This window comes from Polyangium sp. y55x31, from assembly GCF_029946505.1.
GTDB lineage: Bacteria > Myxococcota_A > Polyangia > Polyangiales > Polyangiaceae > Polyangium.
Genome location: NZ_JARZHG010000022.1, coordinates 118,502 through 134,430, shown reverse-complemented (window position 1 = coordinate 134,430; position 15,929 = coordinate 118,502). Strand labels below are relative to the sequence as shown.

Genomic DNA, 15,929 nt, shown 5'->3' with positions numbered 1-15,929 from the left:
AGCTTCGCTGCATGGGCGACCCCGCGCGGAAGGTTCCCACGTTCGAGGAGCTGCTCGCCGAGATCGATCGGCTGCCGGAGTATCTGAGCGGAGAGATCCTCGAGCCGGGACAGCTTCGCGTGTTACCTCGGCCTGATGCGCCGCACCGGCGAGCGGTGGCCCAGTGCGAGCGGGCCCTCTACTACGTCAGCCCGATGGACACCCCCGGCGACGGAGCGTGGTGGATCGAGCGCGAGGCGGCCATTCGCTTCGGCGATCGGCTCTTCAACCCCGACCTCGCCGGCTTTCGCGTTACGCGCTCTCCTGAGCAGCCCGACGGGTACCCCATCACGCTGCTCCCCGATTGGTGCTGCGAGGTCTTCTCACCCGTGACCGCGCGCGATGATCGAAAGATCAAGCTGCCGCACTACGCGCGATCCGGCGTGGGCTGGGTGTGGTTGATCGATCCGGAGATCCGTCTGGTCGAGGTTTGGAAAACCGAGCGTGAACACCCCATGCTCATAGCGTCCGCCATCGACGACGAAACCCCGCGTCTTCCGCCCTTCGACCTCGAGATCAACCTCGCGCCCTTCTGGATCCTCCCCAAGCCTGCCGAGCCCTCTTCTCCCTGATCCCGCGCGCCGGTACCCTGCGCGGCATGTCCGATACGGCCGCCGAGACCGCGGTCGCTCGTCTCTCCCCAGACGCGCGACGCTTGCTCTGGATCCTCACGCGCGCGCTGCCGCCCGTGCCCGAGACGCTCGTCGAGAAGGTGTTTGCGCGCGAGTCCGTGGAGGACGAGAGGTTCCGCCAGATCGGGCGCATGATCGACGCGTTCGAGCGGATGCCGCCCGCGTCGCGGCCCGAGATGCCCGCCATGCCCGACGAGGTGAAGCAGCGCATCGCGGCGCTGCGGGAGGCTGGGGAGCCCGAGCGTCCGGATCTGGAGCCGCTCGTCGGTGAGCTCGTGGAGGCGCGGCTCGTGTCGCGCGCGCCGCTGCTCGAAGGGGGCGCGGCGATGGGCCTGGAAGCGACGGAGGCAGCGGCGCTCGCAGTGACGGCGTGGATGGAGGCGCGGCCGGAGGAGCGCGCCGGGCAGGACGAGGCCCAGGTGTTGATCGCGTTCGGCGAGCGGTACGGGGCCGCGTTCGTCGCGTCCGTCGAGGGCAAGGTCCCCGGCGGAACGAAGGAAGCAGGCATCGAGGCCGGGATCACGGCGACGTCGTATTTCCTCGCTGCGGGCGCGCCCGCGGCGCTCGCCGCGATGTTCGGCGAGGCCGTGCGCGCGGCGAACGACGCATCGATCGTCGGGCCGGTCGCGGGGGCCGTGGAGGAGAAGGGCGGGCTCGACGTGTTGCTCGGCGCGTTCGACGCGCAGAACGACGCCCTCGGCCACGCCGGGATGCTGGCGGCGCTCGCGGGGTACCACAAGGACGCAGGCGATCTCGGCAAGGCGATCGCGCTAGAGATGCGAGCCCTCGCGCCGCTCGCGCGGCTCGACAACGTGGTGCCGCGGGCGATCGTGCACCTGCGTGTGTCGGAGCTCATGGAGGTCGCCGCGCGCCGGGACGAGAGCGCCGCGCACCTCGTGGCTGCGATCCTGTATCGGGCGCTCTCGGGCCTGGAGTTCCGCGCGGAGATCCGCGTGCTCGTGCAGCGGCTCGGTCGGGATCGCGGGTACACGCTTCCGGTCGTCGCGGCGTTGCTCGAGGATCCATCGTTCGCCGATCTCGCGCGATTTGTGCGGGCGAAAGGCGTGCCTGCCCTGGACGTGCAGGCCGATCTCGATGCGCTCACGACGCAACTGAAGCAACACATCGGCGCCTGAAGGCTTTACGAAGCCGCTTCGCCGGGGCATGAGGATCGCTCGATGCGTACGATCCTGCCGCTCCTCGCCTCGCTGCTCTTCGTGTTCGCGTGTAGCCCCACGTCGTCGGAAGGCGCGAGGAACGCGGAGGATGTTCGTCCTCCGACGGACACGCCGCCCCCGGCCGCGCCGTCGCCCACGGGATCCTCGACGGAGGCCGCTGCCCCGGGCGATGCCGCATGCAGCACAGACGCAGATTGCGCGCCGGCGGCGTGTTGCCACGCGGCGTCGTGTGTCGCGAGGAGCGCGGCGCCCGATTGCAGGGCCGTGTTGTGCTCGATGGAGTGTCGTCAGGGGACGATGGATTGCGGCGGCGGATGCGTTTGTCAGGGCGGTCGCTGCGCGGCGCGCATGATGACGGGGCCGGCCGCGATGTGAGCGATCAGCGGGCGGCGGCCTCTGCGACCATCGAGGCAAGCAGCGGGCCCGGGTCGTCCTGCCGCATGAGCGCTTCGCCCACGAGCGCCGCGTCGGCGGGACTTCGTGCGATGCGCGCGACGTCGGACGGTGAAGCGAGCCCCGAGAGGTGGACCCGCGCGGCGTCGCGATCGGCGCGGCTGAGCACACGCTCGGCGCGCGCGTGATCCATGGCGAGCGTATCGAGATCACGCGCGTTGACGCCGAGGACACGCGCGCGGGCACGCTCGGCCGCGGCGAGCTCGTCCTCGGTCGCGACCTCGACGAAGGGCTCGAGTCCGAGATCCCGCGCCGCGTCCGCGAGCCGCGCGAGATCGTCCGCCGTGGTGATGCGCGCGATCAAGAGCGCCGCGTCCGCGCCATGCGCCGCCGCCATGGAGATCTGGATCGGGTCCAGGATGAACTCCTTGCAGAGGAGCTTTGGCCGCGCTGCGCCGAAGGCCGCGTCGAGCGTGTCGCGACAGGCCGCGAGGTCGTCGTACGAGCCGCCGAAGAAAGGACCGTCGACGAGCACGCTGATCATCGTCGCGCCCGCCTCCGCGTAGCGCCGCGCGCGCTCGGCCGGCCTCAGCACGGACGAGAGCGCGCCTGCCGACGGTGAACGCAGCTTCACCTCGGCGAGGAGCCGCAGCGCCCCGCCTTCCGGCCTGCGGAGCGCCTCGAAGACGCCGCCCGAAGGCGTGTGGCTCATGCGCGGCGGAGGCGCTGCGAGCAGCGCTGTGATCTCGGCCCGCTTCGACGCGAGGATCGTGTCGAGGACGCGCCTTTTTGCCTGCCCGCTCATCACGGCGCTCCCATCTCTCGCGCGCGCTCTGCGGCGTCACGGAGCGAATCGAGCGTGCGCATGGCCGCGCCGCTGTCGAGCGCCGCCGCTGCTTCCGCCGCGAGATCCGGCCAGTCGCGCGGGTCGTCCGTCTCGCGGAAGATGGCGAGCGCCGCGGCCGCGTTGAGCACGATCGCGCATCGCGCCGGATGCGGCTCGCCGCGCAAGACGGCGAGGATCGCGTCGGCATTCTCCGCTGCCGATCCGCCCTGGATCGCGCCCGGCGGCGAGACTGGCAGGCCGAAGTTCTCGGGCCGCACGACCATCTCTCGTAACGATCCACGCGCGAGCTCCGTCACGCGTGTCGGCCCGAACGGGCTCACCTCGTCGAGCCCGTCCTCACCGCGCACGACCCACGCGCGTCGTACGTCGAGCTCGGCCAGCGTCGCAGCGAAGACCGGGCGGAGCGCGTGATCGTACGTGCCGAGCAGTTGATGCGTCGTGCACGCCGGGTTCGAGAGCGGCCCGAGCGCGTTGAAGATCGTGCGGATCGCGAGCTCGCGCCGCACCGGCGCGCCGTGCCGCATCGCCGGATGATGCGCCGGCGCGAACAGGAACGCGATCTGCGCCGCGCGCAGCACCTCGGCTTGACGTTCGGGCGGCACGTCGATCGGCACGCCCAGCGCTTCGAGCACGTCGGCGCTGCCTGAACGGCTCGAAACGCTGCGATTTCCGTGCTTGGCGACGGGCGCGCCGGTCGCGGCGCAGACGAGCGCCGCCGCCGTCGACACGTTGAGCGTGCCGAGCCCGTCGCCTCCGGTCCCGCACGTGTCGAGGACCGCGGGCAGCCCGTGATCGACCCGCACCATCACCGCGCGCATCGCCTCGACGGCCGCCGCGATCGTGGACGCGTCCTCGCCGCGCAGCCGCAGCGCGACGACGAACCCGGCCACTTGCACCGGCGTCCACGCGCCCGCGAGGATCGCGTCGAATGCCTCGCGCACGACCGCGCGCGGCAGCGATCGCGGTTCCCGCGCGATCTGCTCGAACACGTGGGCGAAGCAGGCGCCGTCCGCGCTCACAGGAGCGCTCCCGTGAGCGCTCCTCCCGTCCGAGCGCGCGCGTGCTCCTTCACGAGATCGAGCCAGTTGCGGAGCAGATCCATCCCGCGCGTCGTGAGGATCGACTCGGGGTGGAACTGCACGCCTTCGATCGGCAGCCGCGCGTGGCGCAGGCCCATGATCTCGCCCTCGGTCGTCCACGCCGACACCTCGAGCTCGCTCGGCAGCGAGCTCGGCTCCACGATGAGCGAGTGGTACCGCGTGGCCACGAACGGCCGCGGCAGCCCTGCGAAGATCGTGCGCCCGTCATGCTCGATCGGCGACGTCTTGCCGTGCATCACGCGCCCTGCGCGCACCACGTGCCCGCCGAAGACCTGCGCGATCGCCTGATGCCCGAGACAAACCCCGAGCAAGGGGCGCTCGCCGCCGAGCGCCTCGATGATCGTCAGGCTCGCGCCCGCCTCGTTCGGCGAGCACGGTCCGGGCGACACCAGGATGCCGTCCGGATCGAGGGCGCGCGCGCCGTCCACGTCGATCGCGTCGTTCAGCCGCACGACGCACTTCGCGCCCAGGATCTCCAGGTATTGGACGAGGTTGTAGGTGAACGAGTCGTAGTTGTCGACGACGAGCAGCCGCATCGATCCCACCTTGCTAGCGATGGACGAACGCGCGCGTCACGCCGAGGCGCCCGCTGCGGCCATCCATCCCCCCGGCCACAAAGTAGCACCGCGCCACGGTGCGGCTGGCCGCTCGATGCGTCTTTTTCCGGGGAAAATCCGGCAAATCGCGCTCTATTCGTTCGTCGTTCCGCCCGGGCCCGGCGCGGCCTTCGCGAGGAACTTCTCGAGCCGCAAGCTCACGAGCTCGGGGAACTCGACCGCCGTGTAGTGCGTGCCTCCGCGCACGACGTAGAGCTCCGCCCCGGGGATCTGCTTGGCCATCTCCTTCGCGAGCGAGGCCGGCGTCATCGCGTCGCGATCCCCCGTCACGAGGAGCGTGGGCACGTCGATCGTGCCGAGCACGTCCGAGGCATCGTGATCGCCAAGCGCGCGCAGGTTGTGAAAATACGCCTCCATGTCGAGCGTGCTCATGCCCTGGACGAGCTCGTTGAAGACCGCGTCGTCGAGCGACGCGTTCATGACGCCCATCGCCTTGAGCCACCCGAGCGCCTCGGGCACGTCCGCGGCCCTGCGCGTGACCTGCGACGCGAGCGCATGCGCGCGGCTCGCGAGCTCCACGAGCGAAGGCAGCACGGTCTTCATGCCCGGCAAGGGGCTCACCGTGTCGAGCGGGCGACCGCTCGTACCATTCAAGAGCACGATGCAACGCGCCCGATGCCGCGCCTTTCGGTACGCTTCGAGCACGACCTGGACGCCCATGCTCCAGCCCACGAACGCCGCGCGTGGTTCGCCCTCGGCGTCCAGGATCGCAAGGAGATCCTCGGCGTGGCGCGTAATCGCATACGACGCGGGCGTGTCCTCCGGCGGCCGCGCGGAGCCGAAGAGGCCGCGGTAGTCCCACGTGAGGAAGCGGTAGCGCCCGCGCAGGTGCTCGATCTGCGCGCTCCACGTGATGTGCTGGCCCCCCAGGCCGTTCGCGAGCATGACGACGGGCGCGCCCGGATACGGCGATCGGGTGGCGTAGTACCTGATCCGCGCACCGTCCGGCGCCGTGACGGCGCGGGTCTCGACGGCGAGGGGCAGACGCGGAGGAAGCATGCGCTCCGCTAGGTACCACCCCGATCGCGCGCCGTCGTCGAGAAACCAAGGAAACGCGGCCCTCGGGCTTCCAAGCCCGGGGGAGAATTTCAGCGGACGCGCCGTTGACACGACGTACGTCGCGCCGGTAACTTGCCCGCTGGTCGCTACGAGGAGCCGATGGCTGCTGAAGACAAGAGCAAGAAACCCAAGATCGATCTGAAGGCGCGGCTCGGGAAGACGAACATCGGGACGCAGGCCGTGCCGCTGCCCGTTCCTGGTCAGTCGCAGCCGCCGCCTTCTGGTTCGGGGAAGTCTCCGAACATCGCTCCGCCGCCCGGGATCTCCCCCGGCATCCCGGTTCCTCCGTTCGCGCAGCCTGCGAAGGCCGCTGCCGCCGAGCCGCCGCCGCCGAAGCCCACCGCCGTCCAGCAGACCATCAAGGTCGAGGTCGGCGAGGAGATCATCAAGGAGCGCGAGAAGGCGAAGAAGCGCCTCTACGCGGCCGCCGCGGGCACGGCGATCCTCGGCATCGTGATCGGCTATCCGGTCGGCGGCGCCGCCGAGCGCAACGCGCGCGGCAAGATCGTCGTCGAGAACGCCAAGGGCCTGCTCGGCGACGTCAAGGCCGCGAACGACAAGATGAAGGAGCTCGACACGCTCCTCGGCGACGCGGCGGAGAAGCTCGGCAAGAAGGAGTACCCGGCCGAGCTCTCGGGCCAGCTCGCGGCGCTGAACGTTCCGTTCGACGCGACGAAGGTCGACGGCTCGAAGATCTCGGGCCTCAAGGGCACCGCGCTTCGGCTCCTGCTCAACTACACCTCGGGCGTCGAGGATCTCAACAAGAAGAAGGACAGCCTCAAGGCCCTGCTCGACCTCGCGAAGACGCCCGTCGAGAAGGCCTGGAAGGAGGAGAAGGAGCCGGTGATGAACTTCTCCGTCCTCTTCCGCTCCGACCAGAAGGGCGTGATCGCCGAGCTCGTGCCCGTGAAGGAGCCCTTCGACATCGGCAAGGACTGGCCTGCGAACTACGCGATCCTCAAGCCGGAGCGCACGCAGCAGGGCATGAAGTCGGTCGAGAAGAAGCTGAACCGCTACACGAAGGGTGATCTGCCCGGCAGCGGCGATCCGCAGCTCATCCCCGTCGATCCGGTGACGACGGCGGCGTTCACGAGCCAGGAAGGCATCCGCAACCTGCGCAAGGCGTTCCTCGATCTTCGCACCGAGCTCAAGGGCGAACACGAGGTCCCCGGCCAGGACAAGGACGGCCTCATCGAGGTCGGCGACAAGCTGTACACCGAGATCCAGAAGGTCACGACGGGCGGCTGATCACCGTTCCTTCGGACAACGTAAAACGGGGCTCGCAAACGCGGGCCCCGTTTCGTTTTGTCCTCACGAGGAGGAACGGAAGGACGCTCAGACCTCGACGCTGCGAGGCTTGACGATCTCGACTTTGCCGATGTGCTGCTCGTCGCAGTCGCGCACGATGAAGCGCAGGCCGTACTTGCTCACGCTCGCGCCGTTCTCGGGCGTCTTGCCGAGGTGCTCCGTGAGAAGCCCTTCGAGCGTGTGCTCCTGCTCCACCGCGCCCTCGCCGTCCGTCACCAGATCCGAGCCGAGGAACTCCGAGAGATCGCGGATCGACACGGCCGCGTCCGCCATCAATCGTCCGTCGCCGAGATCCTGGATCGGCGGCGCTTCCTCGGCGTCGTGCTCGTCGCGGATGTCGCCGACGATCTCTTCGAGCACGTCCTCCAGCGTCACGATGCCGCTCACGCCGCCGAACTCGTCCATCACGATCGCGAGGTGTTGCCTGCGGCCGCGCATCTCCTTGAGCAGCGTCGAGAGCGGCTGCGACTCGGCCACGAAGTTCGCCGGGCTGCGCACGATCTCCTGCAGCGACTTGTTCTTCAGGCGATCTTCCTCGAACGCCTTGAACAGGTCCTTCGCGTAGAGGAGCCCCACCACGTTGTCGAGCTGCTCGCGATAGACCGGGTAACGCGAGTGACCACTCTCCGTGACGAGCGCGAGCGTCTTGTCGAGCGGCGTGTTGACGTCGATGGCCTCCACGCGCGACCGCGGGATCATCACGTCCTTCGCCGTGCGATCCTGGAACTCGAGCACGTTGCGGATCATCTCCGCGGGCTCACGACCGAAGAGGCCGCTCCGCGCGCCCTCCTCGACCAGCATCTCCACCTCCGCCTCCGTGATGTGCGGATCCGGCGGCTCGCTGCTCTCCTTTGCGGCGATCGACTCACCGAGCCAGCCGAGCGGGACCGCGAGCGGGAGCATCACGATCTCCAGCGGCCGGAGCCAGCGCGCGGCCATCGGCGCCACGTGGTCGGCGTGCTTGCGGCCGAGCGTGGTGCTCACCTCGAAGAGCGTGCTCGTGAAGACCACGGTCACGCCGAAGGCGAGCCACGGCGCCGCCTGCGGGTACAGGGGCGCGAAGAACAGCACCGTGAAGATGGCCGACAAGGTCGTGCTGAGGACCCTGCCGAGCAGATAACGAGACCGGAGCTTGGCGTCGGCGCTGCGGATGCGCTCGAGCGCCGCTTTTTCCGGTCCTTCCGCCTGCTCGATGAGCGCCGCCAGGCGGGTCGGGGTGAGGCTCGTCAAGGCCGTGTCCGCGCCAGCGAACAAGGCCCCGACGAGCGCCGACGCGATGGCCCCTGCCAAAAGCGCCAGTGGTACGTCGTTTGGACTCAAAACCGAACTCCCTACGCGTCGAATCGTAGCGGACCTTGCTTCCACGGCGCAACCCGCCGCGGTCGCTCGGCAGCTACGGATGGTCAGGGCGGAAAGCGACGTCCAGACGCGACGTGCTTCTCCGTCTCGACCTCGCGGCCTGTGGGGACATCCGTGAAGCCGCGTTGAACCACGTAACCATCATGATCCGATTTCCCCACGGCGACCAGACGGCCCTCCGGGGAAAGCCAGGCGCTCGTTGCAGATTCTTCGGATTCGGAAGGTTCGTCCGGACGAGCCGCGGTGCTCTCCCGGGTTTCCACCTCGCGCGGGGGAGGCTCGGAAAAATCCGCCACGCCGAGGCGTTTGCCCTGGGACGCGCGCACGACGCCCTCGGCCGTGAGAACGGCCGTGGGTAGGCCCAGACGAACGGCCGCGGCGAGGGGCACGACGGCCGCGCGAAGCGCATCGCCGGGCGCGTCGAGCGTCTTCGCGACGTCGAGCCCGAACGGCCCGCTCCGCGTGCGACGGAGCGCGCCGAGGTGCGCGGGCACCACGAGGGCCTCACCGAGATCACGCGCCAGGGAGCGCACGTAGTATCCCTTGCTCACGTCGAGCGAGACGTCGAGGAACGCGAGCCTCCCCGGTTCGAGGATCCCCGCGCCGCGGAGCTCGATCGCACGCACGGCGACCGGACGGGCGGGCAGCTCCACGACCTCGCCCCGCCTCGCGCGATCGTAGCTCTTCGCGCCGTCGACCTTGATGGCCGAGAACGCCGGCGGCGCTTGTTCGGTCCGCGCGCGCTCGTGATCGAGCGCGGCCGTGATCCTCGGCAGCGCCGCGCCCGCGCCTTCTTGCGCGAACCGCGTGATCTCGTCTTCGAGCCACGCCGGCTGCGGCGCCTCGGCCGTGACCGTGCCTTCCGCGTCGAGCGTGTCCGTCCCGCGGCCGAGCACCACGCGCGCCTCGTAGGCCTTGTCGTGCGCGGTGAGGTACGGCCCGAGCTTCGTGGCTTCGCCGAGCAGCATCACGAGCACGCCCGACGCCATCGGATCGAGCGTGCCGGCGTGGCCGATGCGGCGCATGCCGAGGGCGCGCCGCAGCTTGCCGACGACGTCGTGGCTCGTGGGACCTTTGGGTTTGTCGAGGACGAGGACGCCTGTCACGTCCCCGCGATCCTTTGGGCTCATCCTACCCCAGCCAGACCGATCGCCGCTCGGACAGCATCCGGTCGAGCATGCTCTGGATCGACGCGCGCACGCGCTCGGAGAGGCGTCCCACGAGGATCTCGTCGTCCGCCGCCTCGGGGCCGTAGTTGCTCCAGGTGAGCGGCTCGCCGAAGCGGATGCGCCACTTCGTCGGCGCGGGCATGAGGCCGAGGGGGCCGAGCGCCGGGAAGGTCGGCGTGATCGGGAAGTACGGGATGCCCAGGGTCTTCGTCATGTACTCGAAGCGGTAGAGCATCGGGTTCGCCTCCTCGGCGCCGACGATGGCACACGGCACGAGAGGCGTGCGCGTGCGCAGGCAGAGGCGGATGAAGCCGCCGCGGCCGAAGCGCTGGAGCCGGTACCGATCGCGGTAGAGCTTGCCGATGCCCTTCGCGCCCTCGGGGAAGACGGCGACGAGCGAGCCCTTGTTGAGCAGCCGCTCCGCGTTCTCCTGGCAAGCGCGCACCGCGCCGAGGCGGTTCATGAACGTGCCGACGAAGGGCAGGTAGTAGACGAAATCCTCGGCGAGCCAGCGAAGCTCGCGGTGCGCCGGGTGATCACGGCGGACGGCGGCGCGTAGCATCGCGCCGTCGTAGGGCAGGGGACCGCCCGCGTGGTTCGCCACGACGAGACAGCGTCCCTCCGTGGGGATGTGAAAGGCGCCCTCGACCTCGACGCGGAAATATCGCTTCGTGAGGAAATCGAGGACGGGCAGGAGCTTCGCTTCGAAGGCCGGATCGAGGCCGAACTCGTCGACCTCCTCGGAGCGGCTGCGCAGGCCCGCGCGTCCCCACTGCTTCGCGTAAAACTCGGGCGAGAGGACCTCGCTCGCCGTGGCCGACTCCGGCACCGAAGCGCGCGGCGCAGGGACGTCGCTGCCTGGCTTGGTCTTGGGGACGTCGCTCTTTCGCGCAGGAGGGATCGGCGGGGGCTTGGGCACGTAGGCCGGCTCGTCCGCGCGATCGCGTCCCTGGCCGATCATCAGGTCGAGCCGGGCTTCGAGGTCGCGGATCTGCTGCTCGATCTCGGCGGCGCTGGTCGCGGTCGCGCCCGCGCCGTCGGTCTCGGCGCGCACGGTGGCCGGGGGGATGCTCGGGCGGACGACGGCCTCGGTGGGGCCGATCGGCGCGACGTCCTGCGCCTCGTCGGCGTCGAGGTCGTACCCCGGCACGAGGCGCGGCGAGGCCTGCGCGTCCCCGTCGAGAGCGGTGCCGAAGGGCAGGGCGGGCGCGATCTCGGCCGCGGCCCACGCGTCGTCGTCGTCGTCGTCGTCGTCGTCGTCGTCGTCCTCGGAGGACACGGGCGCTTCGTCCGCAGCGGGTGGCGGCTGCGCGAAGAGCCGGCTCGCCGCGAGCTCACCTTCGGCCGGCGGCGCGTCCGCGAGGATCGAGAGCGCCTTCTCGGGGGCTCCAGCGTCGGCAGCGACGAACGCCGCGCTCGCGAGGGGCTCTTTCGGCGCGGCGTCCGCGCGCGTCTCCCTCGACTCCTTGTGCTTGCGCTTCTGCTTCTTCCCCATGGAAAACTGCCCGCCTAGGCAGGGCTCTCCTGCAGCAGGTTCGCGTCGCGCAGGCGCTGCGCGGCGAGGTAGTCGAGCAGCGCCTCGCGGGTCGTGTAGGCCGGCCTGAAGCCCATCACGCGCGCCGCCTTGTCGCCGTCGGCGACACAGACGTACTTGAGGTACCGCAAAAAGCTCGGCGGCACGGCCGAGGCCTGCGTGATCCAGAGCGCGCCGACGAGCGAGCTCGCCAGCGTGTGCGGCAGCGGCATCGACGAGCGGCCGGCCAGACGCAGCACCGTGGACAGCGGCAAAACGCCGTCGGACGCGATGTTGAACGTGCCCGGATGATCCCGATCGAGCGCGAGCTTGAAGGCCGCGAGCGCGTCGACTTCGTGCACGAACTGCAAGAGCGGATCGAAGCCGAGCAGCGTGGGCACGACGCGCATGCCGAGATACCGCGTGACCCAGTTCTGCACCGTCGGCCCGACGATCGGCGCCGTGCGCAGGACCGTGACGACGGTGCCCTTCGACTTCGCGGCGAAGGCGTTGAGCTCACGCTCGGCGGCGATCTTGTCCGCGAAGAACGGCTCGTCCATGTCGGCACGTAGAGCGTGCCGCTCCGTAAGGAAGTTCGGGTTCGTCGGGTGCGCGCCGTAGAGCATCGTCTGGCTCCACTGCACGAGCTTGCGCAGCCGGACCTGCCGTACGGCGTTGAGCAGGTGCATCGTGCCGACGGACTCGAGCTCGTGCGCCCAGCCCGTCGCGTGCGTGGGCGACGAGAGGAAGCAGAGGTGCACGAGCGTGTCGACCTCCTCGGAGGCGAGGATTTCGGCGACACGATCCTCCGAGGCCGGGTTCGTCAGATCGACCTCGAAGTGCCGCGCTTTCGGGCCTGCCGTGTCGGGCGACTTCACGTCGATCGTCACGATGCGGGTCGTGGCTGGATCTTCTTCCAGGAGGCCGACGAGGTTTCGGCCGAGGAAACACGCCGCGCCCGTGAGCGCGACGACGCGCCCGCCCGAGCGGCTCCGCGAACCCCTCGCCGGCGGGATCACCGGCTCACGAGGCTCGCTGTTCGAGTTGTCGATCGGATCTGCCATGCGGGGCGGACTCGACACTACCCGCTCGCGCGGCGATGGCAACATCTCGATTGACGCTCGGGGGCTACGTTCGGACAAGCCGAGCTACGTCCCCGAACTCTCGATTGACGCTCGGGGGCTACGTTCGGACAAGCCGAGCTACGTCCCCGAACCCCCGTTTGCCCGGCACGACGGGTTCGTCCGTAGCGTTACGGAGCCGCGCACGTCGCGCGCACCCACGAGACCTCGTCCCCCATCTGAATCCACATGTCCACGTCGGCGCCGCGCGCCGCGACGGCAAAACTCGTCGCGTCGGCCACCGGCATCGGCGTGGAAATCGGCGTGCCCTCGGCATCGAGGACCACCGCGTACGCCACCTTCCGCGCGACGCCGCAGCCGAGCGGGGCGAGGTAGGTCGCGAGCACGCCTCGCTCGAGCGGCCGGAGCGCCCCCGAGATCGGCGGGGCGTGTGCGCGCACCTCGGCGGCTTCCTTGCCGACCCGTTCGAACCGGAGCTTGCCGCCCTCCTTCGCGCAGCCCTCCTCGTCGATGGAGGCCCCGTACACGAGCGCGATCGGCCCCGCCGCCACGGTCGCGTCCACGATGCCGAACGGCGCCGGCACGCGCCCGATGGAGCGTGGCGCGCCGCCGTCCGACGCCTCCCAGAACACGAGCTCTTGCCCTTCGAGCAGCGCCGCGACCACGCTCCCGCCCGCGCCGGCGTCGCTTCCGGCCGGCGCCTCGATCCGTGCGAGGCACGACGGGCGCGCGTCGCTCTCGGGCGTGTCCGGGACGAGCTCGGTCCGCTTCCACGACGACGCCGGCTCGTTTGGCGCGCCGATCCAGAGCTCGGCGCCCGCGGTCGCGACGTTGCCGAGGCGCGTCGTGAGCAGCGCGCATCGCGAAGCGCCGCATGCGAGGTCGAGCGCGTCGAATCGATCGCCCTCGCCGAGCGGCGTCGCGTGATCGCCCTGATGCACGAACACACGGGAAAGCTTGTCCTCGCCCTGCTCGCTGTACGCCGCGAGCCACGCGCCTGCATCGGTGCGCGCGAGCCGTGGCATGGCCTCGGCGTCGAGCCAGGGCAGCGGCGTCGCCCCCTTGCTTTCGCCTTCCGCGTCGAGGACGAGCCCGGCGACCCCGACGAGCCGCGGCGGCGTCTCTTTCTCGTCCGCGTCGGCCACGACGAGCACCCCGGTGGCGCGTGGGGCGGCGACGAACCGCGTCGAGGCGGCGACCTTCGCGCGGACGAGCGGCGCGCGCATCTGGCAGCCTTCGGGGAGCGCGATCCCCGGGATTCCCGGCCCGATCCGCGCGGGCTTGAAGACCCAGGGCGCGGGCGGCGGCAAGAGCTCGTCCTTGGGGATCGGGATCGGCGCGGGCGGGCCTGCGTCGGCTTTCGTGTCCTTGTCCTTGGGCGTGCAACGATTGCAGCCCGCGGCGAGAAAGATCAGCGCCGCTGCCGTGAGGGAGTTTTTCACTACAGCACCCGACGCAGCACCGGATACGGCTCGAGCCCGCCCACTTCCTCGAACCCGTTCACCTCGAACGCGCCCATCGGCCCGGTCCAGAGCTCCTCGTCGTTCACCGGCTCCTTCGGCCGGCGCGGCAAGGCTTCGAGCACGCGCGCGCCGAACGTCTCCTTCGCGTACGCAACGGCGCCCGCGACGAGCGCCTTCGCCACGCCCTGCTTGCGGAAGCTCGGATGCACGAGCGTGCAGCCGATCAAAAACACGCCCTGCCGATCCCCCTGAAACGCCGGGAGCTGCTTGTAGAAGCGACGCTCGTAGGCCTTGCGCATCGCAACCGCGGGCGTGACCTTGAGCCAGCCGACGAGCGTCTGCTTGCCCGCGTCGTCTTCGTGGATCGCCACGATCCCCTTCGCCTCGTCGCCGCCCACCGCGAGCGCGCCGAAAAACGCCGACGCGTTCTCCTCGGGAGCGTTCGCGCAGCGGTCGAGCCATTCGTTGTTCGTCCCGTCGAAATGCCAGAACCGGCAAAAACACGGCGACGAGGCGGCCTTGAAGAGATCCCGCAAGCCGGATGCGTGCTCGGGCCCCGCGGGGGCCGTGACGAAGCGGGGAGCGCTCATGCTTCCGAGACCTTCGGACGAAGCCCGCGCGCCGGCGAGATCCCTTCCCACGCCGCGGCGAGCGCGCAGAGCCTCGCCTCTTCGAGCGGCGGGCCCACGAGCTGCAGGCCCACGGGGAGCGAAGGAACGCCGTTTTCCGCGGGCGTGGGCGCGCACGGGACGCTCAGCGCGGGCACGCCCGCGAGGCTCGCGGGCAGCGTGTAGATGTCGGCGAGGTACATCGCGAGCGGGTCGTCGACACGCTCGCCGAGCGGGAAAGCCACCGTCGGCGAGACCGGCGCCGCGATCACGTCGACCTCGCGGAACGCCTCCTCGAAGTCGCGGCGGATCAGCGTCCGGACGCGCTGGGCACGCAGGTAATACGCGTCGTAGTAGCCCGACGAGAGCACGTAGGTCCCGAGCACGATGCGCCGCGCGACCTCGCGGCCGAAGCCCTCGCCGCGCGTCTTCGCATACAGCGCGCCCAGGCTCTCCGCGCCCTCCGCCCGCGCGCCGAACCGCACGCCGTCGTACCGCGAAAGGTTCGACGAGGCCTCCGCCGTCGCGAGCACGTAATACGTGGCCACCGCGTACCGCGTATGCGGCAAGCGCACAGGCCGAAGCTCACAACCGAGCGAAGCGAGCCCCGCGAGCGCCTCGCGCACGCTCTTCTCGACGGCCGGTTGAATCCCGGTCGACGCTTGGGGCATCGGGTCGCCTTCGGCGCCCTTCGCCCCGAACCCCTTGGCAAAATACTCCTCCGGCACGCCGATCCGCATCCCCCGCACATCGCGCCCGCAGGCCTCCTCGTACGCCGCGACGGGCGCGCCGAGGCTCGTTTGATCGTGCGGATCACGCCCCGCGATCACGCCGAGCAGGCGCGCCGCCGAGCGTACGTCCGCCGCGAAGGGCCCGACCTGATCGAGGCTCGACGCGAACGCGATGAGCCCGTAGCGCGACACGCGCCCGTACGTCGGCTTGATCCCGACCGTCCCCGTGAGCGCCGCGGGCTGGCGGATGCTGCCGCCCGTGTCCGATCCGAGCGCGCCGAGCGCGAGCCCCGCCGCGACCGCGACCGCGCTCCCGCCCGACGAGCCGCCCGGGATGCGCGACGGATCCCAGGGGTTCTTCGCCGGGAAAAACGCGCTGTTTTCGTTCGACGAGCCCATCGCGAACTCGTCCATGTTCGTCTTGCCGACGAGCACCGCGTCGGCCTCGCGCAGGCGCGCGACCACCGTCGCGTCGTAGGGCGGCCGGAAGCCGCGCCGCGGATCGGGCGTCGCCTCGCCTGTCGAGGAAGGCCTGAGGAGGATCCGCGATCCGGCCGTGGTCGGCGCGTCGCGCGTGCAGAGCGCGTCCTTGATGCCGATGGGCACGCCGGCGAGCGGCCCCAGCGCCTCGCCACGCGCGCGCTTCTGATCGACCGCGCGGGCAGCCTGGAGCGCCTCCTCGGCTTGCACCGTCAGAAAGGCCCCGAGCGCGCCGTCGCGCCGCGTGATGCGATCGAGGCAGGCCTTCGTGACCTCCTCGGCCGAGACCTCGCCCCGCGTGACGAGGCCGGCGAGCTCCGGGATCGAGCGATCGAGCACCGTCGCGTCCAT

General features: G+C 70.4%; 15 protein-coding genes. 4 read left to right on the top strand and 11 right to left on the bottom strand.

All coding sequences use genetic code 11. The features are described from left to right. Positions 1-11 precede the first annotated feature (11 nt). Genes QHF84_RS31300 through QHF84_RS31290 form a run of 3 tightly spaced genes read left to right on the top strand, consistent with a single transcriptional unit; the run spans position 12 to position 2,224 of the window. The gene (locus QHF84_RS31300) at positions 12-611 is read left to right on the top strand and encodes a Uma2 family endonuclease (RefSeq protein ID WP_281317142.1); all 600 of its coding nucleotides are present in this window, start codon (positions 12-14) and stop codon (positions 609-611) included. A 26-nt stretch (positions 612-637) separates the two neighbouring features. After that, entirely contained in the window at positions 638-1,807 is a 1,170-nt protein-coding gene (locus QHF84_RS31295; protein ID WP_281317141.1) for a hypothetical protein, read from the top strand. A gap of 42 nt (positions 1,808-1,849) precedes the next feature. Beyond that, positions 1,850-2,224 (top strand): hypothetical protein, encoded by a 375-nt coding sequence (locus QHF84_RS31290; RefSeq protein WP_281317140.1) that lies wholly within the window; start codon positions 1,850-1,852, stop codon positions 2,222-2,224. 4 nt (positions 2,225-2,228) lie between these two features. Here the strand turns inward: QHF84_RS31290 and QHF84_RS31285 are convergent, their stop codons facing one another. The 4 genes from QHF84_RS31285 to QHF84_RS31270 form a co-directional block, all read right to left on the bottom strand. Beyond that, positions 2,229-3,047, bottom strand: coding sequence for an indole-3-glycerol-phosphate synthase (locus QHF84_RS31285; RefSeq protein ID WP_281317139.1), 819 nt, complete (start codon positions 3,045-3,047; stop codon positions 2,229-2,231). After that, positions 3,047-4,108, bottom strand: coding sequence for an anthranilate phosphoribosyltransferase (trpD, locus tag QHF84_RS31280; protein ID WP_281317138.1), 1,062 nt, complete (start codon positions 4,106-4,108; stop codon positions 3,047-3,049). Before trpD ends, QHF84_RS31285 begins: the two co-directional genes overlap by 1 nt. Beyond that, the gene (locus QHF84_RS31275; protein ID WP_281317137.1) at positions 4,105-4,725 is read right to left on the bottom strand and encodes an aminodeoxychorismate/anthranilate synthase component II; all 621 of its coding nucleotides are present in this window, start codon (positions 4,723-4,725) and stop codon (positions 4,105-4,107) included. Before QHF84_RS31275 ends, trpD begins: the two co-directional genes overlap by 4 nt. Positions 4,726-4,878: 153 nt before the next feature. Then, positions 4,879-5,805 carry an alpha/beta hydrolase gene (locus tag QHF84_RS31270; RefSeq protein WP_281317136.1) on the bottom strand — a complete coding sequence of 309 codons (927 nt, stop codon included), beginning with the start codon at positions 5,803-5,805 and terminating at the stop codon, positions 4,879-4,881. A 159-nt stretch (positions 5,806-5,964) separates the two neighbouring features. Between QHF84_RS31270 and QHF84_RS31265 the strand changes: the two genes are divergently transcribed. Beyond that, positions 5,965-7,113, top strand: coding sequence for a formin (locus QHF84_RS31265; protein ID WP_281317135.1), 1,149 nt, complete (start codon positions 5,965-5,967; stop codon positions 7,111-7,113). Positions 7,114-7,200: 87 nt separating this feature from the next. Here the strand turns inward: QHF84_RS31265 and QHF84_RS31260 are convergent, their stop codons facing one another. The 7 genes from QHF84_RS31260 to gatA all read right to left on the bottom strand — a co-directional run bounded on the left by QHF84_RS31260 (position 7,201) and on the right by gatA (position 15,929). Next, the gene (locus QHF84_RS31260) at positions 7,201-8,538 is read right to left on the bottom strand and encodes a hemolysin family protein (RefSeq protein WP_281317134.1); all 1,338 of its coding nucleotides are present in this window, start codon (positions 8,536-8,538) and stop codon (positions 7,201-7,203) included. 38 nt (positions 8,539-8,576) lie between these two features. Next, positions 8,577-9,638, bottom strand: a complete 1,062-nt coding sequence (truB, locus tag QHF84_RS31255; protein WP_281317133.1) for a tRNA pseudouridine(55) synthase TruB — start codon at positions 9,636-9,638, stop codon at positions 8,577-8,579. A gap of 25 nt (positions 9,639-9,663) precedes the next feature. Next, entirely contained in the window at positions 9,664-11,196 is a 1,533-nt protein-coding gene (locus QHF84_RS31250) for a lysophospholipid acyltransferase family protein (protein WP_281317132.1), read from the bottom strand. A 14-nt stretch (positions 11,197-11,210) separates the two neighbouring features. Continuing rightward, the gene (locus QHF84_RS31245) at positions 11,211-12,278 is read right to left on the bottom strand and encodes an NAD-dependent epimerase/dehydratase family protein (protein WP_281317131.1); all 1,068 of its coding nucleotides are present in this window, start codon (positions 12,276-12,278) and stop codon (positions 11,211-11,213) included. A 188-nt stretch (positions 12,279-12,466) separates the two neighbouring features. Further along, positions 12,467-13,738, bottom strand: coding sequence for a hypothetical protein (locus QHF84_RS31240; protein ID WP_281317130.1), 1,272 nt, complete (start codon positions 13,736-13,738; stop codon positions 12,467-12,469). Then, positions 13,738-14,349, bottom strand: coding sequence for a GNAT family N-acetyltransferase (locus tag QHF84_RS31235; RefSeq protein ID WP_281317129.1), 612 nt, complete (start codon positions 14,347-14,349; stop codon positions 13,738-13,740). The genes QHF84_RS31240 and QHF84_RS31235 overlap by 1 nt, the downstream gene beginning before the upstream one ends. Further along, on the bottom strand, positions 14,346-15,929 hold the full coding sequence (gene gatA / locus QHF84_RS31230) for an Asp-tRNA(Asn)/Glu-tRNA(Gln) amidotransferase subunit GatA (RefSeq protein ID WP_281317128.1): 1,584 nt from the start codon (positions 15,927-15,929) through the stop codon (positions 14,346-14,348). Before gatA ends, QHF84_RS31235 begins: the two co-directional genes overlap by 4 nt.